Here is a 15,100-nt window from a genome sequence, read left to right on the forward strand (position 1 = left end):
CATGACACCGCGTTGTTTCGTCCTCGGCCATCCCGTCGCCCATTCCCGCTCGCCGCTCATTCATGGCAGCTGGCTGGCCGAACACGGCCTCGCCGGCAGCTATGAGCGCGTCGATGTCGCACCGCCCGATCTGGCGGCCTTCGTGACGCGGCTGCGTGCGGGGGAATTCACCGGCGGCAATGTCACCGTGCCCCACAAGGAGGCGATGCTGGGTCTGGTGGACCATGCGACCGATGCCGCGCGCGCCATCGGTGCCGTCAACACCCTCTGGCGCGAGGGCGAGCGGATCTGCGGCGACAACACCGACGTCTCTGGCTTCCTCGCCCATCTCGACGCCACGGCTCCGGGCTGGGACAGGCGCGTCGGGACGGCGCTGGTGCTGGGTTCGGGCGGCGCCGCCCGCGGTATCGCCTTCGGCCTCAAGGGTCGCGGCATCGGCCGGATCATCCTCGTCAACCGGAGCCGCGACCGGGCTGATGAGCTGGCGAGCACGCTCGGAAAGTCGGTCGAGGCGGCCGACTGGGCGCAGCGCGATGCGCTCGTGAGCGAGGCCGATCTCGTCGTCAACACGACGGCGCTCGGCATGCACGGCCAGCCGCCGCTGGAGATCGACCTCGCGCATCTGCGCCCGGGTACAATCGTCGACGACATCGTCTATGTCCCGCTCAAGACGCCGCTGCTGATCGAAGCCGAGCGCCGCGGCGGGGTTCCCGTCGATGGGCTCGGCATGCTCCTGCACCAGGCGGTGCCGGGGTTCGCGCGCTGGTTCGGCGTGACGCCGGCCGTCACGCCGGCGCTGCGGGCAAAGCTCGAAGCCGATATCCTCGGCCACTGATTCGCAAGGCGAGCCCGCCGCCGGGCTCCGGGACGCGGCACGCCATGACCTTCATCCTCGGCCTGACCGGCTCGATCGGCATGGGCAAGTCGACCACCGCCGCGCTGTTCCAGGCGCGCGGCATTCCGGTTCACGACGCGGATGCGGCGGTCCATGCGCTCTATCGCGGCCGGGCGGTGCCCCTGATCGCCGCAGCCTTCCCCGATGCCGTTCATGACGGCGTGGTCGATCGGGCGCGCCTTTCGGGAGCCGTGCTGGGCAGGCCAGAGGCGATGGCGCGGCTGGAGGCGATCATTCATCCGCTCGTGCGCGAGGAGGAGGCCGGCTTCCTGCGCGGTTGCCGGCAGAGGGGGGTGGGCCTTGCCGTCCTCGACGTCCCGCTGCTGCTCGAGACAGGTGGCGAGAGGCGCTGCGACGCGGTTCTCGTGGTCAGCGCGCCGGCGGAGATCCAGCGCGCCCGCGTGCTGGCCCGGCCGGGGATGACCCCCGAGCGGCTCGACGCCATCCTGGCTCGTCAGATGCCCGATGCAGCTAAGCGGGCGCACGCCCATTTCATTGTGGACACCTCGCGCGGCCTTGTGGCGGCGGGCCGGCAGGTCGGGTCTATCCTGATCGCGCTCGCCGGGCGTCCAGGCCGGGGCGGGCGAGGGTGGACCGACGACCATGCGTGAGATCGTTCTCGATACCGAGACCACCGGCGTCGAGGCGCTAGGGGGCGACCGCGTCGTCGAGATCGGCTGCGTCGAACTCGTCAATCATTGCCCGACCGGCCGCAGCTTCCACCAATACATCAATCCCGAGCGTCCGATGTCGGAGGGAGCCTTCAAGGTCCATGGCCTGTCGGACGCCTTTCTCGCGCCACAGCCGGTCTTCGCGGCGATCGCCGACGAATTCGCCGCCTTCATCGACGGCGCGCGCCTCGTAATCCACAACGCCGCCTTCGATGTCGGCTTCCTCAACATGGAATTCCAGCGCGTCGGCCGGCCGCCGATCGAGCCCTCCCTGGTCGTCGACACGCTCTCCATGGCGCGCCGCAAGCATCCGGGCGCCTCGAACAGCCTCGATGCGCTGTGCACGCGCTACGGCATCGACAACAGCCGCCGCACCCGCCATGGCGCGCTGCTCGACGCCGAGATCCTGGCCGAGGTCTATATCGAGCTGATCGGCGGCAAGCAGGCCTCGCTCGGTCTGGGCGCCGGGGAGGCCGGTGGCACGGGCCTCGCGCCCGTCCGGATCGAGCGGCCGCAGCGGCTGCGCCCGCTCGCGCCGCGCCTCGACGAGGCGGCGATCGCCGCGCATGAGGCCTTCATCCGCTCGCTCGGCAAGAACCAGCTCTGGCGTGGCTATCTCGGCATCACCGAGGACGCGTGACGGAACGTCGACTCCCGCGGGCCCGAAGGCAGCGCAAACGAAAAAGGGCCCCGCGGGGCCCTTGGTCGTCACGCCATCGGTCGCGGCTCAGGCGAGCGGCGCGCCCTGCTGCGCCTGAAACTCCTGCATACGCTGCTGGTACAGCGCCGCGAAGTCGATCGGCGGGACGTAGAAGGGCGGGAAGCCGCCGTTCTGCACCGCCTCGGCGATGATCTGCCGCGCGAAGGGGAAGAGCAGGCGGGCGCAGTCGATCACCAGCACGGGATGGATGTGCTCCTGAGGCACGTTCAGCAGCCGGAACACGCCGCCATAGCTGAGATCGAAGGCGAAGAGCGTCTCGCCGTTGAGCTCGGCCTTGCCCTCGAGCTGCAGCACGGTCTCGTAGTCGTTCTCGCCGAGCGCGGTGCTGGAGACATTGACCTGCAGCGACATCTGCGGGCCTTCCTGCGCCGCCTGCTGGCCGAGCGCGCGGGGCGCCTTCGGGTTCTCGAAGGAGAAGTCCTTGGTGTACTGGATCAGCGCGCTCATGCTCGGCGCTGTGTCGGCGGCACCGTTGCCGTTGGGGAATTCATTGGCCATCGGACCCATCGCTCTCGGCTGGCTGTCTCGGGAAGTCCGCGCCCATCGGCGGCCTTGGACTGCGCCCGCTTCGAACGTTCGGCGCGGGCGTCGGCTATCATGGACCCGGGCCCGGCACAAGAAGTCGCCTTCACAAGCCGGGGGGTGGATGTTACGAGCCTGCCTTACCATATGACGCGTAACGGCGCTCCGCGGGGAGATGCTGGTCCTGCAACACGGTTGGAGCCTCGGGTCAGCTTTCGATGCAAAATTCCTTCGACATGACGACTCTGGTCTTCCTGGCTCTGGCCGTTTTCGTCGCCTGGAAGCTGCGTTCCGTTCTCGGCCAGAAGACCGGCAGCGAACAGCCCCCGACCGACCCCTTCTCCCGCCGCGAGACGCCGCCGATGCGGCCGGACCAGGCTGCGCCCGCCGATGCGCGTCGCGACAATGTCATTCGTCTCCCCGGAGCCGCCAACGACCCTGCCGCGGCCGCGCCGCCGGCCGATCAGTGGAAGGACATCGCGCCGCCCGGCTCGCCGATCTATGCCGGTATCGAGAGCATCATCCGGCAGGAGCCCGGCTTCGATCCGCGCGATTTCCTCGGCGGCGCCAAGGCCGCCTACGAGACCATCGTCACGGCCTTCGCCCGCGGCGACCGCAAGATGCTGAAGGGCCTCCTTGCGAAGGAGGTCTATGAGGGCTTCGAGCAGGCCATCACCGATCGCGAGAAGCGCGGCGAGAAGGCCGAGTCCAGCTTCGTCTCGATCGACAAGGCCGACATCACCGCGGTCGAGGTCAAGGGCAAGACGGCGCAGGTCACCATCGCCTTCGTCTCGCAGCTCATCAGCGTGACCCGCGATGCCCAGGGCAATGTGGTCGACGGCAGCGCCGAGGCGGTCTCCGAGGTCAACGATATCTGGACCTTCTCGCGCCAGCTCGGCAGCCGCGACCCCAACTGGCTCTTGGTCGCGACCGAATCCGCCGCGTGATCCGTGGCGCTGGTGTCGCACTGGCGCTGTTCGCAGCCTGTGCGACACCCGTGAGCGCGATGGCCACGACGCCTCCCCCTCTGCCCAAGGGGGCTCTCGCCGAGCCCCTGAAGCCCGCCCAGCTGCCCGGCTGGGATCAGGACGATCATCGCGTCGTCCTTTCGCTCTTTGCCGCAGGTTGCCAGGCCGAGCCGCCGCTGCGTGCAGCGGTTGCCGTTCCGGCAGCGCTTCAGGCGGCCTGCGATGCCGCGCAGCGTCTCCGGGCCGCCGGCCCGGTCAGTGCCGAGACGGCCAGGCAGTTCTTCGAAACGCGGTTCGGCTTCTGGCGCATCCGCTCCGCCCCGGGAGCGACCGGTTTCATGACCGGCTATTTCGAGCCGGAATTCGAGGGCTCGCTCACCCGCTCTCGCGACTTCCCGACGCCGCTCTACGGCCGGCCGCCGGAACTGGTCACCCGCATGCCCGGGGACGACTGGCCCGGTCTCGATGCGGGATTGTCGGCTGCCCGGCGGACGGACACCGGGCTCGAGCCGTTTCCTGATCGCACGGCGATCGAGATCGGCGCGCTCGACGGGCGTGGCCTGGAAATTCTCTGGATGCGCGATCCCGTCGACCGCTTCGTGCTGCAGGTCCAGGGCTCGGGCCGCATCCGCTTGCCGGACGGACGCGTGACACGGCTGGTCTATTCCGGCCGCAACGGCCATGCCTATACCTCGCTCGGCCGCGTGCTGAGCGAACGCGAGGCCATCCCGCCGGCGCAGATGACGATGGATGTGCTGGTCGCGCGGCTGAAGGCCGATGCGGATTTCGCGCGGGATCTGATCCGGCTGAACCGCTCCTTCGTCTTCTTCGACCGCCGCGACGACCTCCCGGCCGACAGCGGCCCGATCGGCGGGGCGGGCCTGCCGCTGACGCCGCTGCGCAGCATCGCCATCGACCGAACGATCTGGCCCTATGGCCTGCCGGTCTGGATCGACGCGACTATCCCAGGTTCGACCGGGGGCGATGAACGCCTGTCGCGGCTGATGCTGGCGCAGGACACCGGATCGGCTATTCTCGGCCCGGCCCGGCTGGATCTGTTCGTCGGTTCCGGCGCCGCGGCCGGCCATCGCGCCGGCCTGATCCGCCATCCGGTCGACTTCATCGCCCTCTGGCCGCGCGACGCCGGTCCCTGAGCATGCGGTCGCGGCGGGGGCGGACATTGTCGGAAGCCGATCTCGCGCTCTGGCGCCAGGTCGCGCGCTCCGTCACGCCGCTGCCGGGCCGCGCCCCGATCGAACCGGAACCCATGCCGGTTGCCCCGCCGATCATGCCCGAGGAACCGCAGCCCGCGCCGGGCGTCGCCCTGGGCCGTCCTCCCGCCCCCAAGCCTGCCCCGCCGCCGCTGGCACCGCTGGAGAACCGTTTGCGGACCCAGCTCCGGCGCGGCCAGCAGGGCGTCGAGGCCGTCATCGATCTCCATGGCATGCGGCAGGACGAGGCGCATCTGGCCCTGCGCGCCTTCCTGCGTCGCGAGCAGGGGCGCGGCACCCGCCTGGCGCTCGTCGTGACCGGCAAGGGCGCGGCCGGAACAGCCCTCTTCGGCGATGAGCGCGGGGTGCTGCGCCGGGTCGTGCCGCACTGGCTGCGCCTGCCCGATCTGCGCCCGCTCGTCGTCGGCTTCGAGGAAGCGCAGCAGCGCCATGGCGGCTCGGGCGCGCTCTATGTCCGTCTGCGCCGGGCGCGTGAGGCGGGACCGTGACGCCCTTCGGTCGGCGCGTCAGGGAACTGCGGGAGGAGCGCGGCATCACGCTCGCCGAAATGGCGGGCGTGCTCGGCGTCACGCCGGCCTATCTCTCGGCCCTCGAGCACGGCAAGCGCGGCCGCCCGACCTTCACCCTGATCCAGGGCGTCATCCATGTCCTTGGGGTGATCTGGGACGAGGCGGACGAGCTGGTGCGCCTCGCCGATCTCTCCCATCCGCGGGTGACGGTCGATACCGCGGGGCTCGATCCCGAGGCGACGCTGCTGGCCAACCGCCTCTCACGAGAGATCGGCCTGCTCGATCCGGAAGATCTGACGCGGCTCTGTACGGTCCTCGACGAGGCCGCGGCCCGGCGCGGCCGTGCGGGGGACGTGCCTTGACCCGCACGGCCATGGATGCGACAGGCCCGGCCAGTCTTCAACATTCCCTTCCGACATCCTCTTCTCGCACAGCAACAGGCTTTCCATGACCAGCACGCGCACCGACGTTCTCGCCCTCGGAAACGCCATCGTCGACGTCATCGCGGCGGCGGAAGAGGACTTCCTGGCGAAGCATGGCCTGACCAAGGGCGCGATGGCGCTGATCGACGAGGCGCGTGCCGAATCCCTCTACGCCGCCATGGGACCGGGCAAGGTCATCTCGGGCGGCTCGGCCGCCAACACCATCGCCGGTCTCGCCTCCTTCGGCGGCAAGGGCGCCTTCATCGGCAAGGTCAAGGCCGACGAGCTCGGCAAGCTCTATCGCCATGACCTGACCTCGCTCGGCGTCGCCTTCGACACTCCGGCTGCGACCGAGGGCCCCGCCACCGCCCGTTCCTTCATCATCGTCACGCCCGATGGCGAGCGCACGATGAACACCTATCTCGGCGCCTGCCAGGGCCTCGGCGTCGCCGATGTCGATGCGAAGGCGGTCGAGAATGCCGACATCATCTATCTCGAGGGTTATCTCTGGGATCCGCCGGCGGCCAAGGACGCGTTCCGCAAGGCGTCCGAGATCGCCCACAAGGCTGGCGGCAAGGTCGCGATCACCCTCTCGGATTCCTTCTGCGTCGACCGCTACCGCGACGAGTTCGTCGGGCTGATCCGCAACCGCATGGTCGACATCGTCTTCGCCAACGAGCACGAGCTGAAGAGCCTCTACCAGGCCGCGGCCTTCGAGGACGCGCTGGCGGCGCTGCGCCAGGAGAACATCCTCGCCGTCGTTACCCGCTCGGAGAAGGGCGCGCTGGCGGTCACCCCCGAGGGCGTGATCGAGGAGCCGGTGTTCCCGATCGAGCGCGTCGTCGATGCCACCGGCGCGGGCGATCTCTTCGCCGCCGGCTTCCTCTTCGGCCTGACCTCGGGCCGCGAGGTGCGTGACTCGCTGCGGCTCGGCGCGCTCGCCGCGGCCGAGATCATCAGCCATGTCGGCGCAAGGCCGGACGTGAACCTGAAGGTGCTGGCGGGGAACGAAGGGCTGCTCTGAAAGCTCGGCCGCGCTGCGAGTCCAGCGCGGGGAACCCTCTCCCGTAGGGAGAGGGCAGGGTGAGGGGTCGTCCGTTTGACGCCTGGGCCGCCGCCTCACAGCCGTTCCTCTGAAGCACCCCGTGCAAACGGCCCCAGGGCCGACACCTCTCCCCTACCCCTCTCCTTACAGGAGAGGGGATCCCGCACCCCTCAATACAGCGTCGCCCTGACCCGCTCCGGCAGCGCCTTGTCATAGGCCTCGCCGTCGAAGGTCTCGATCGCCGCATGGCGCGCCGTGATGTCCCGCAGGATCGTGCCGGCGCTCGGCACGCTGGGCTTGTCGACATGCCTGGCCGCGTTCCACAGCTCCGCCCGGACGATCGCGCGCGAGCATTGGAAGTAGACGCTTTCCACCGTGACCACGATGACGCAGGCCGGAAGCTTTCCGGCCATCGCGAAGCGCCCGCACAACTCAGGGTCGTCGGAAAGGGTCGCGACGCCGTTGACGCGCAGGGTCTCGCCGTATCCGGGGATCAGGAAGAGCATTCCGATTCGCGGGTCGAACAGGATATTCTTCAACGAATCCAGACGGTTATTGCCTTTTCGGTCTGGAATCAGCAGCGTTTTCGCGTCCCGGACCGTGACAAAGCCCGGCTGATCTCCACGCGGTGAACAATCCAGGCCCTCCGGACCGTTGGTCGCCAGCACGAAAAAGGGCGAGGCGGCGATCAGCGCGGCATAGTTCGCGTCGACATGATCGATCTCCTTGTGGATCGACGCCGGCGCGACCGGGTTGGGATAAAGCGCCGCGAGCTGGTCGAGCGAGGTGATGGCGTGGGCGGTCATGTCAGGTTCCGGGAGCAGCATCCGATAAGTCTAGACTATGACGATCGGGCTATAGCGGCCAGCGTGGCGGTGACAATTCTGGCAATCTGTCAGCAAGGCGCAGCGATTTCTGGGCTCTAGGGGCTGGTAACGAAAAAGCCCCGCATCGGATGATGCGGGGCTTCCCGTTTCACGTGAATCGCGTGAAGGGCTGCGGCTTACTCGGCCGACTGCTTCTCGCGGCTCTTCTCGGCGTCGCGCTGGGCCTTGAGCTTCTCGGTGATGTCCTCGCCGGTCTGCTGGTCGACGACCTTCATCGAGAGGCGGATCTTGCCGCGCTCGTCCTGACCGAGGAACTTGACCTTGACCTTGTCGCCTTCCTTGACGACGTCCGAGACCTTCTGGACGCGCTGGGCGGCCAGCTCCGAGATGTGGACCAGGCCGTCCTTGGCGCCGAAGAAGTTCACGAAGGCGCCGAACTCCATGATCTTCACGACCGTGCCATCATAGATCATGCCCGGCTCGGCCTCGGAGACGATCGACTTGATCCACTTGATCGCGGCTTCGATCGACTTGCCGTCGGCCGAGGCGATCTTGATGGTGCCGTCGTCCTCGATGTTGACCTTCGCGCCGGTCTTCTCGACGATCTCGCGGATGACCTTGCCGCCGGAGCCGATGACTTCGCGGATCTTGTCGACCGGGATCTTCATCGTCTCGATGCGCGGCGCATACTCGCCGAGCTGACCGCGCGAGGCCGACAGCGCCTTGTTCATCTCGCCGAGGATGTGGTCGCGACCGCCCTTGGCCTGGTCGAGGGCGACCTTCATGATCTCCTCGGTGATGCCGGCGATCTTGATGTCCATCTGCAGCGAGGTGATGCCCTCGGCCGTGCCGGCCACCTTGAAGTCCATGTCGCCGAGGTGGTCCTCGTCACCCAGGATGTCGGAGAGCACCGCGAAGCGCTCGCCCTCCAGGATCAGGCCCATGGCGATGCCCGCGACCGGCGCCTTGAGCGGCACACCGGCGTCCATCAGCGCCAGCGAGGTGCCGCAGACGGTGGCCATCGAGGAGGAGCCGTTCGACTCGGTGATCTCCGAGACGACGCGGATCGTGTAGGGGAACTCCGACTTCGCCGGCAGCATCGGACGGATGGCGCGCCAGGCGAGCTTGCCATGGCCGATCTCGCGGCGGCCGGGCGAACCCATGCGGCCGGCTTCACCCACCGAATAGGGGGGGAAGTTGTAGTGCAGCAGGAAGGTCTCCTTGTAGGTGCCTTCCAGCGAGTCGATGAACTGCTCGTCGTCGCCGGTGCCGAGCGTGGTCACGACCAGCGCCTGCGTCTCGCCGCGGGTGAACAGCGCCGAGCCATGGGTGCGCGGCAGGATGCCGGCCTCGGAGACGATCTTGCGGACCGTCTTCAGGTCGCGGCCGTCGATGCGCACGCCATCGTCGAGGATGGTCCAGCGCACGACCTTGGCCTGGGCCTCCTTGAACTGGCCCGCGACCTGCTCCTTGGAGAAGGTGCTGACGCCGTCCGGCGTGTCCGACACCAGCGCCTGGACTTTCGCCTTGGCGGCGTCCAGCGCCTTGTAGCGCTCGGCCTTGGTGGTGATCTTGTAGGCGGCGCGCAGATCGGCATCGACCAGCTTCAGCACGGCCTCGAGCACGACGGAATCGTCCGCCGGGGTGAAGTCGCGCGGCTCCTTGGCGGCCTTCTCGGCCAGGCGGATGATCGCCTCGATGACCGGCTGGAAGTGCTTGTGGCCGAACATCACGGCGCCGAGCATGATCTCTTCCGAGAGCTGCTTGGCCTCGGACTCGACCATCAGCACCGCGTCCTGCGTGCCGGCGACGACGAGATCGAGCTGCGACTCCTTCACCTCGTCGATCAGCGGGTTCAGCTTGTAGGCGCCATCGGCATAGCCGACGCGGGCCGCGCCGACCGGGCCCATGAAGGGCACGCCGGAGAGCGTCAGGGCGGCGGAGGTGGCGACCATCGCGACGATGTCGGGGTCGTTCTCGAGGTCATGCTGCAGCACGGTGCAGACGACCTGCGTCTCGTTGCGGTAGCCCTCGACGAAGAGCGGGCGGATCGGACGGTCGATCAGGCGGGAGACCAGCGTCTCCTTCTCGGTCGGGCGGCCTTCGCGCTTGAAATAGCCGCCCGGGATGCGGCCGGCGGCGAAGGTCTTTTCCTGGTAGTTCACGGTCAGCGGGAAGAAGTCGATTCCCGGCTTCGGCGACTTGGCGGAAACCACGGTCGCGAGCACGACGGTCTCGCCATAGGTAGCGAGGACGGCGGCGTCGGCCTGGCGGGCGATCTTGCCGGTTTCGAGCACGAGCTTGCGCCCGCCCCAGATCAGTTCTTCGGTCTGTACATCGAACATGAGATATCTTTCGGATCGGATGCGACCCGCCTTCGCGCCTTTGCCCATGGGCAAGACGGCGAAGCGCTCGTCCGGACGATGCGTCCAAGCGCTCGGCGATCCTGCCATGGACGGAAAGCCGCCCGGCGGGTCATGCGGGGGACGCCCATGCGGCCGCCGCGTTGGAAGGGGGCGATCGCCGCACCATTGCGGCAGGCCCCTTAAGCAAGCGCCCGGAGCGAGGGATTCGCACCGGGCGTTTCGGCTACTCGATCAGCGGCGGATGCCGAGCTTCTCGATCAGGGTCTTGTAGCGACCCTCGTTCTTGCCCTTCAGATAGTCGAGCAGCGAACGACGCTGCGAGACCAGCTTGAGCAGGCCGCGACGCGAGTGGTTGTCCTTGGTGTGGGACTTGAAATGGCCGGTCAGGTTGTTGATGCGCTCCGTGAGGATCGCGACCTGCACTTCCGGCGAACCGGTGTCGTTCGGCTTGGTGGCATATTCCTTCAGGAGCGCGGTCTTGCGCTCGGCAGTGATCGACATCGTCTGATCCTTCGGTTGGGTGTTGATCTGGCGGGCCGCAGCCGGGATGTCGTCCAGCAGGGTCCGAAGCCCGCGATCCGCCTCATCGGGGAGGGGTCGCGCAGCCGGCCGGAGAGGCCGGTTGCGGGCGGTATACACGAAATCGCGGGAAATGCCAGCGCGCCCGGTGGAACCTCACAGAGGGCCGCCCGTTGCACGAGTCGGGTCCACGGGCAGGTGTTGCGTCATGCGGAATTCGGACAAGGACAGGCTCATCCTGGCGCTCGCGGCGCAGCTGCGGGCGGAGCGCGAGACGCGCGAGGCGCTGGCCGCCGTCGTCGCCAATGGCCAGCTCGACCGGGAGGTCCTGCTCGCGATCCTGGAAGACCCCGTTCCGGCCCCCTCGCGGGAGGATCTCCTGCGCGCCGAGGCGCTGTCCCGCCGGCCGCATCTCGCGGCGAGGGCCGCCTGATGGCGCCGCGTCCCGCCTGGAAGGGCTATCTCAAGCTCTCACTCGTCTCCTGCGCGGTCGAACTGACCGGCACCACCGATCACAGCGAGAAGGTCTCCTTTCGCATCATCAACCGCAAGACCGGCAACACCGTGAAGCGGCAATATGTCGATGGCGTCACCGGCAAGCCGGTCGAGGACGATGACGAGGTCAAGGGCTACGAGATCGGCGACGACGAATATCTGCTGGTCGAGGAGGACGAGATCGACGCCGTCCAGATCGAATCCTCGCACACCCTCTCGATCGAGCATTTCGTCGATCGCGCCGACATCCCGCAGATCTATTTCGACACGCCCTATTACGTGACCCCCTCCGACGAGGTCTCGGAAGAGGCCTTCGCAGTGATCCGCGAGGCGATGGCGCGGCAGAAGAAGGCCGGCATCGCCCGCATCGTGCTCTATCGCCGCGAGCGGCCGGTCATGATCGAGCCCTTCGACAAGGGTCTGCTGCTGACGACGCTGCGCTACGACAAGACCGTCCGGAAGCCAGACGAGATCTTCGGCGATCTGGGCAAGCCGAAGATCGACTCCGAGCTGATCGACCTCGCCACCCACATCATCGACAAGAAGCGGGCGGCCTTCGACCCTTCGGGCTTCGAGGACCGCTATGAGAGCGCCCTGCTGGAGCTCATCCAGGCCAAGCAGAAGGGCAAGAAGCCGCCCGTGGTCCAGGCGGCCGAAAAGCCCGCCAATGTCGTCAACCTGTTCGAGGCGTTGAAGAAGAGCCTGGCGGGAGATGAAGGCGCCGGCGCCGGCAAGCCCGCTCCGGGCAAGGGCGGGAAGGCTGCAGGCAAGCCGGCGGCCGCGAAATCGTCCGCCAGCGCCAGATCATCCACGAAGGCTGCCAGAACGAAGAAGAGCGCCTGAGCGACCGGGAGCGCCTCAAATGGCTGGCCTCGACCTCTACCGTGCCAAGCGGGACTTCACCCGAACCGGCGAGCCGGAAGGGGCGCCGCAGAGCAAGTCGGGCAAGGCCCAGGCGCGCAAGGCCCATGGCGGCGCCTTCGTCGTCCACAAGCACGCCGCCCGCCGCCTGCATTACGATCTCCGGCTCGAGCATGACGGCGTGCTCTGGTCTTGGACAGTGACGCGGGGCCCGAGCCTCGATCCCGACGAGAAGCGGCTCGCCGTTCATGTCGAGGATCATCCGCTCGAATATGGCAGCTTCGAAGGCACGATTCCCGAGGGACAATATGGCGCCGGGTCCGTCATCGTCTGGGACGAGGGGCGCTGGGTGCCGGAGGGCGATCCCGCCTTCGGCCTTGAGAAGGGCCATCTCTCCTTCATGCTGGAGGGCCACAAGCTCGCCGGGCAGTGGCATCTGGTTCGCCTGAAGCCCCGCCGCGGCGAGAAGCGCGACAACTGGCTGCTGATCAAGGTCGATGACGCCGCCGCGCGTCAGGACGAGGACATCCTCGAAACCGCGCCCCATTCGGTTGCGTCGGGCCTGAGCATCGAGGACATCGCCGCCGGCCGGGCGCCCAAGCCGAGGGTCTGGGGCAAGACCAAGCGGCCGGGCACGAACGACGTCAGCGAAGCCGGCCGGCAGCCGCCGGCTAAGCAGGGTTCGAAGACCCCAAGGGCCGCGAAATCCAAAGCTGCTCGCAAGACCGCCAAGGCGCCGCAGCGCGATGCCCTGCCGGATTTCGTGCCGCCCTGCCTGGCGACGCTGCAGGAGAAGCCGCCGGCCGGCGAGCGCTGGCTCCACGAGGTCAAGTTCGACGGCTACCGCCTGCAGGCGCGCATCGATCATGGCGCCGTGCGCCTCCTCACCCGCTCGGGGTTGGACTGGACGGAGCGTTTCGGCGCGACGCTGTCAAAGGCCCTGGCCGATCTGCCCTGCGCGACGGCACTGATCGACGGCGAGGTGGTCGCGCTCAGTGACAGCGGCGTCTCCTCTTTCGGCGCCCTTCAGGAAGCGCTGTCGGAGGGAGCGACCGGCGCGCTGGTCTTCTTCGGATTCGATCTGCTGCATCTCGATGGGCAGGATCTGCGCGCCGACCCGCTGCTCGCGCGCAAGGGGCGGCTCGAGGATCTGTTTCGCGGGGCCGACGAGACCGGCCCGCTGCGCTACAGCGAGCACTTTATCGAGCCGGGGCAGACCATGCTGCGCCATGCCTGCCGCATGGGGCTCGAAGGCGTCATCTCCAAGCGCGCCGATGCGCCCTATCGCAGCGGCCGCGGGCGCGATTGGGTGAAGTCGAAATGCACGCTGCGGCAGGAATTCGTCATCGCCGGCTATGTGCCCTCCAAGGGCTCGGGCCGTGAGCTGGGTTCGATCGTCGTCGCCTATCACGAGGGCGGGGCGCTGAAGCCGGCGGGCCGCGTCGGCACCGGCTTCACTCGCGCCTCGGCAGCCGCGCTCAAAAAGCGCCTCGATGCACTCCGGAGCGAATCCTCGCCCTTCGAGGGCGCAGCCGGCCGCGAAAAAGGCATCGTCTGGGTGAAGCCAGATCTCGTCGCCGAGGTCGAGTTCGGCGCCTGGACCCGCTCGAAGACGCTGCGCCATGCCAGCTTCCTCGGCCTGCGCGAAGACAAGCCGGCTGAGGATGTGGTCGCAGAACAGCCGATGGAGGCGCTTGCGGACGAAGAGCCGGCGCCCAGGGCGAAGACCCGTTCGAGGAGTGGTTCGGCCAAGGCGAAACGCAAGCCGGCGAAAGCCGCTGGCCGGTCCGTCGCGCCGAAAGCCACCACCTCCGTGACGTTGAGCAGCCCCGACAAGCCGCTCTGGCCCGATATCGGTTTTACCAAGCAGGATCTGCTCGACTACTACGCCACGGTCTGGCCGGTGATGGCGCCGCATGTCATCGACAGGCCGCTGAGCCTCGTCCGGGCGCCGAACGGCATTGGTGGCCATTCCTTCTTCCAGAAACACGCCATGCCGGGCATGCCCGAGACGATCCACCGGATCCGCGACAAGGATGGCGAGGAACTCCTCTTCATCCGCGATTTCGACGGGTTGGCGGCGCTGGTCCAGCTCGGCACGGTCGAGATTCACCTCTGGGGCGCGACGGTCGAAGCCGTCGAAACGCCGGACCAGATCATCTTCGATCTCGATCCGGATGCGGGCGTGCCGCTGGAACGCGTCCGCGAGGCGGCACTGACCGTTCGCGACCGCCTGAAGGAGGTCGGCTTCGACAGCCTGCTCAAGACCTCGGGCGGGAAGGGCTATCACGTCGTGATGCCGCTGAAGGCTCGCGCCGGCTGGGACCGGGTCAAGGGCTTCGCACGCGATTTCGCCCAGGCCCTGGCCGGCAGCGAGCCGTCGCGCTTTACCGCGACGCTGTCGAAGAAAGCGCGCAAGGGGAAGATCTTCGTCGACTACCTGCGCAATGGCCGCGGCTCGACCGCGATCGCGCCCTATTCGACCCGCGCCCGCGCCGGCGCGCCGGTGGCGGTGCCGATCGCCTGGGACGATCTGGCGACCACCGCCCCCGACGCCTTCAGCGCCGGGGCCGTGCTGCGGGATGGGCCGCCGGCCGATCTCTGGGCCGGCTTCTTCGATTCAGCCCGCCCCCTGACGGGGAAGGGCTGAACCTCGCTTCAAAACTCTTCCCAGCCGGCATCGCTGGCGCGGCTGTTGGCGACCTTCTTCGCCGGGGCCGGAGCCGGCGCAGGCGCGGGTCGGGGCGCCGGACGCGGCGCCTGGGCCTTGGTCTGGGCGAAGGCGGCTTCGGCGAGCTGGCGCAGCCGGGCGGGCTCGGTCGAGGCCGGGGCCGCTGTCTGGCCGACGGAGGCGCCCTCCGGCCCTGTCCGGAACGCCGCGACGAGGTCGTTGAGCTGACCGATGCGGTTGGAGAGCGAGCCGGCGGAGGCCGCGCTCTGTTCGGCCAGCGCCGCGTTCTGCTGGGTCATCTCGTCGAGATGGGCGACCGCCTGGCTCATCTCGTCGATGCCGTTGGCCTGCTCGCCCGAGGCCGCCGAGATGTCGG

15 protein-coding genes and 1 pseudogene are annotated in these 15,100 nt (G+C 68.3%); 11 read left to right on the forward strand and 5 right to left on the reverse strand.

The genetic code is table 11. The features are described from left to right. The first annotated feature begins 1 nt into the window (after window position 1). Genes ACFPN9_RS08470 through dnaQ form a run of 3 tightly spaced genes read left to right on the forward strand, consistent with a single transcriptional unit; the run spans window position 2 to window position 2,206 of the window. The gene (locus ACFPN9_RS08470; RefSeq protein WP_066733727.1) at window positions 2–835 is read left to right on the forward strand and encodes a shikimate dehydrogenase; all 834 of its coding nucleotides are present in this window, start codon (window positions 2–4) and stop codon (window positions 833–835) included. A gap of 44 nt (window positions 836–879) precedes the next feature. Next, window positions 880–1,506, forward strand: a complete 627-nt coding sequence (gene coaE, locus ACFPN9_RS08475) for a dephospho-CoA kinase (protein WP_066733724.1) — start codon at window positions 880–882, stop codon at window positions 1,504–1,506. After that, a complete protein-coding gene (gene dnaQ / locus ACFPN9_RS08480; protein WP_066733722.1) occupies window positions 1,499–2,206 on the forward strand; it encodes a DNA polymerase III subunit epsilon in 708 nt (235 codons plus the stop codon). The genes coaE and dnaQ overlap by 8 nt, the downstream gene beginning before the upstream one ends. An 87-nt stretch (window positions 2,207–2,293) precedes the next feature. Here dnaQ and secB read toward each other — a convergent pair whose 3' ends face one another. Then, on the reverse strand, window positions 2,294–2,785 hold the full coding sequence (gene secB / locus ACFPN9_RS08485; RefSeq protein WP_066733780.1) for a protein-export chaperone SecB: 492 nt from the start codon (window positions 2,783–2,785) through the stop codon (window positions 2,294–2,296). A gap of 242 nt (window positions 2,786–3,027) precedes the next feature. Here secB and ACFPN9_RS08490 point away from each other — a divergent pair, with 242 nt between their 5' ends. The 5 genes from ACFPN9_RS08490 to ACFPN9_RS08510 all read left to right on the forward strand — a co-directional run bounded on the left by ACFPN9_RS08490 (window position 3,028) and on the right by ACFPN9_RS08510 (window position 6,964). Further along, entirely contained in the window at window positions 3,028–3,756 is a 729-nt protein-coding gene (locus ACFPN9_RS08490; RefSeq protein ID WP_066733720.1) for a Tim44/TimA family putative adaptor protein, read from the forward strand. Then, window positions 3,753–4,931 (forward strand): murein transglycosylase A, encoded by a 1,179-nt coding sequence (gene mltA / locus ACFPN9_RS08495; RefSeq protein ID WP_156450029.1) that lies wholly within the window; start codon window positions 3,753–3,755, stop codon window positions 4,929–4,931. The genes ACFPN9_RS08490 and mltA overlap by 4 nt, the downstream gene beginning before the upstream one ends. Before the next feature lie 2 nt (window positions 4,932–4,933). After that, complete coding sequence (locus tag ACFPN9_RS08500) at window positions 4,934–5,497, forward strand: Smr/MutS family protein (RefSeq protein WP_066733716.1); 564 nt, start codon at window positions 4,934–4,936, stop codon at window positions 5,495–5,497. Beyond that, window positions 5,494–5,880 (forward strand): helix-turn-helix domain-containing protein, encoded by a 387-nt coding sequence (locus ACFPN9_RS08505; RefSeq protein WP_066733713.1) that lies wholly within the window; start codon window positions 5,494–5,496, stop codon window positions 5,878–5,880. The genes ACFPN9_RS08500 and ACFPN9_RS08505 overlap by 4 nt, the downstream gene beginning before the upstream one ends. A gap of 85 nt (window positions 5,881–5,965) precedes the next feature. Beyond that, window positions 5,966–6,964 (forward strand): adenosine kinase, encoded by a 999-nt coding sequence (locus tag ACFPN9_RS08510; RefSeq protein WP_066733712.1) that lies wholly within the window; start codon window positions 5,966–5,968, stop codon window positions 6,962–6,964. A 191-nt stretch (window positions 6,965–7,155) separates the two neighbouring features. Here the strand turns inward: ACFPN9_RS08510 and ACFPN9_RS08515 are convergent, their stop codons facing one another. The 3 genes from ACFPN9_RS08515 to rpsO all read right to left on the reverse strand — a co-directional run bounded on the left by ACFPN9_RS08515 (window position 7,156) and on the right by rpsO (window position 10,679). After that, a complete protein-coding gene (locus ACFPN9_RS08515; protein ID WP_066733705.1) occupies window positions 7,156–7,791 on the reverse strand; it encodes a pyridoxamine 5'-phosphate oxidase family protein in 636 nt (211 codons plus the stop codon). 197 nt (window positions 7,792–7,988) lie between these two features. Continuing rightward, window positions 7,989–10,157 (reverse strand): polyribonucleotide nucleotidyltransferase, encoded by a 2,169-nt coding sequence (gene pnp / locus ACFPN9_RS08520; RefSeq protein ID WP_066733704.1) that lies wholly within the window; start codon window positions 10,155–10,157, stop codon window positions 7,989–7,991. Between the two features lie 252 nt (window positions 10,158–10,409). Then, the gene (gene rpsO / locus ACFPN9_RS08525) at window positions 10,410–10,679 is read right to left on the reverse strand and encodes a 30S ribosomal protein S15 (RefSeq protein ID WP_066733778.1); all 270 of its coding nucleotides are present in this window, start codon (window positions 10,677–10,679) and stop codon (window positions 10,410–10,412) included. A gap of 226 nt (window positions 10,680–10,905) precedes the next feature. Here rpsO and ACFPN9_RS08530 point away from each other — a divergent pair, with 226 nt between their 5' ends. The 3 genes from ACFPN9_RS08530 to ligD are packed head-to-tail and all read left to right on the forward strand — an operon-like array spanning window position 10,906 to window position 14,703. Beyond that, window positions 10,906–11,130, forward strand: coding sequence for a hypothetical protein (locus ACFPN9_RS08530; protein WP_066733702.1), 225 nt, complete (start codon window positions 10,906–10,908; stop codon window positions 11,128–11,130). Further along, on the forward strand, window positions 11,130–12,035 hold the full coding sequence (gene ku, locus ACFPN9_RS08535) for a non-homologous end joining protein Ku (protein WP_066733699.1): 906 nt from the start codon (window positions 11,130–11,132) through the stop codon (window positions 12,033–12,035). Before ACFPN9_RS08530 ends, ku begins: the two co-directional genes overlap by 1 nt. 19 nt (window positions 12,036–12,054) lie before the next feature. Next, the gene (ligD, locus tag ACFPN9_RS08540) at window positions 12,055–14,703 is read left to right on the forward strand and encodes a DNA ligase D (protein ID WP_066733697.1); all 2,649 of its coding nucleotides are present in this window, start codon (window positions 12,055–12,057) and stop codon (window positions 14,701–14,703) included. Between the two features lie 8 nt (window positions 14,704–14,711). Here the strand turns inward: ligD and ACFPN9_RS08545 are convergent. Beyond that, window positions 14,712–15,100, reverse strand: a pseudogene (locus ACFPN9_RS08545) (hypothetical protein); the annotation flags it as partial.

Source organism: Allobosea massiliensis (assembly GCF_042655245.1).
GTDB classification, from domain to species: Bacteria; Pseudomonadota; Alphaproteobacteria; order Rhizobiales; family Beijerinckiaceae; genus Allobosea; species Allobosea massiliensis.

Excerpts from the sequence above, each read along its gene's own strand:
- ACFPN9_RS08470 (WP_066733727.1), top strand. The coding sequence starts at position 2 with ATGACACCGCGTTGTTTCGTCCTCGGCCATCCCGTCGCCCATTCCCGC.
- coaE (WP_066733724.1), top strand. The coding sequence starts at position 880 with ATGACCTTCATCCTCGGCCTGACCGGCTCGATCGGCATGGGCAAGTCG.
- dnaQ (WP_066733722.1), top strand. The coding sequence starts at position 1,499 with ATGCGTGAGATCGTTCTCGATACCGAGACCACCGGCGTCGAGGCGCTA.
- secB (WP_066733780.1), bottom strand. The coding sequence starts at position 2,785 with ATGGCCAATGAATTCCCCAACGGCAACGGTGCCGCCGACACAGCGCCG.
- ACFPN9_RS08490 (WP_066733720.1), top strand. The coding sequence starts at position 3,028 with ATGCAAAATTCCTTCGACATGACGACTCTGGTCTTCCTGGCTCTGGCC.
- ACFPN9_RS08500 (WP_066733716.1), top strand. The coding sequence starts at position 4,934 with ATGCGGTCGCGGCGGGGGCGGACATTGTCGGAAGCCGATCTCGCGCTC.
- ACFPN9_RS08510 (WP_066733712.1), top strand. The coding sequence starts at position 5,966 with ATGACCAGCACGCGCACCGACGTTCTCGCCCTCGGAAACGCCATCGTC.
- ACFPN9_RS08515 (WP_066733705.1), bottom strand. The coding sequence starts at position 7,791 with ATGACCGCCCACGCCATCACCTCGCTCGACCAGCTCGCGGCGCTTTAT.
- pnp (WP_066733704.1), bottom strand. The coding sequence starts at position 10,157 with ATGTTCGATGTACAGACCGAAGAACTGATCTGGGGCGGGCGCAAGCTC.
- rpsO (WP_066733778.1), bottom strand. The coding sequence starts at position 10,679 with ATGTCGATCACTGCCGAGCGCAAGACCGCGCTCCTGAAGGAATATGCC.
- ACFPN9_RS08530 (WP_066733702.1), top strand. The coding sequence starts at position 10,906 with ATGCGGAATTCGGACAAGGACAGGCTCATCCTGGCGCTCGCGGCGCAG.
- ku (WP_066733699.1), top strand. The coding sequence starts at position 11,130 with ATGGCGCCGCGTCCCGCCTGGAAGGGCTATCTCAAGCTCTCACTCGTC.
- ligD (WP_066733697.1), top strand. The coding sequence starts at position 12,055 with ATGGCTGGCCTCGACCTCTACCGTGCCAAGCGGGACTTCACCCGAACC.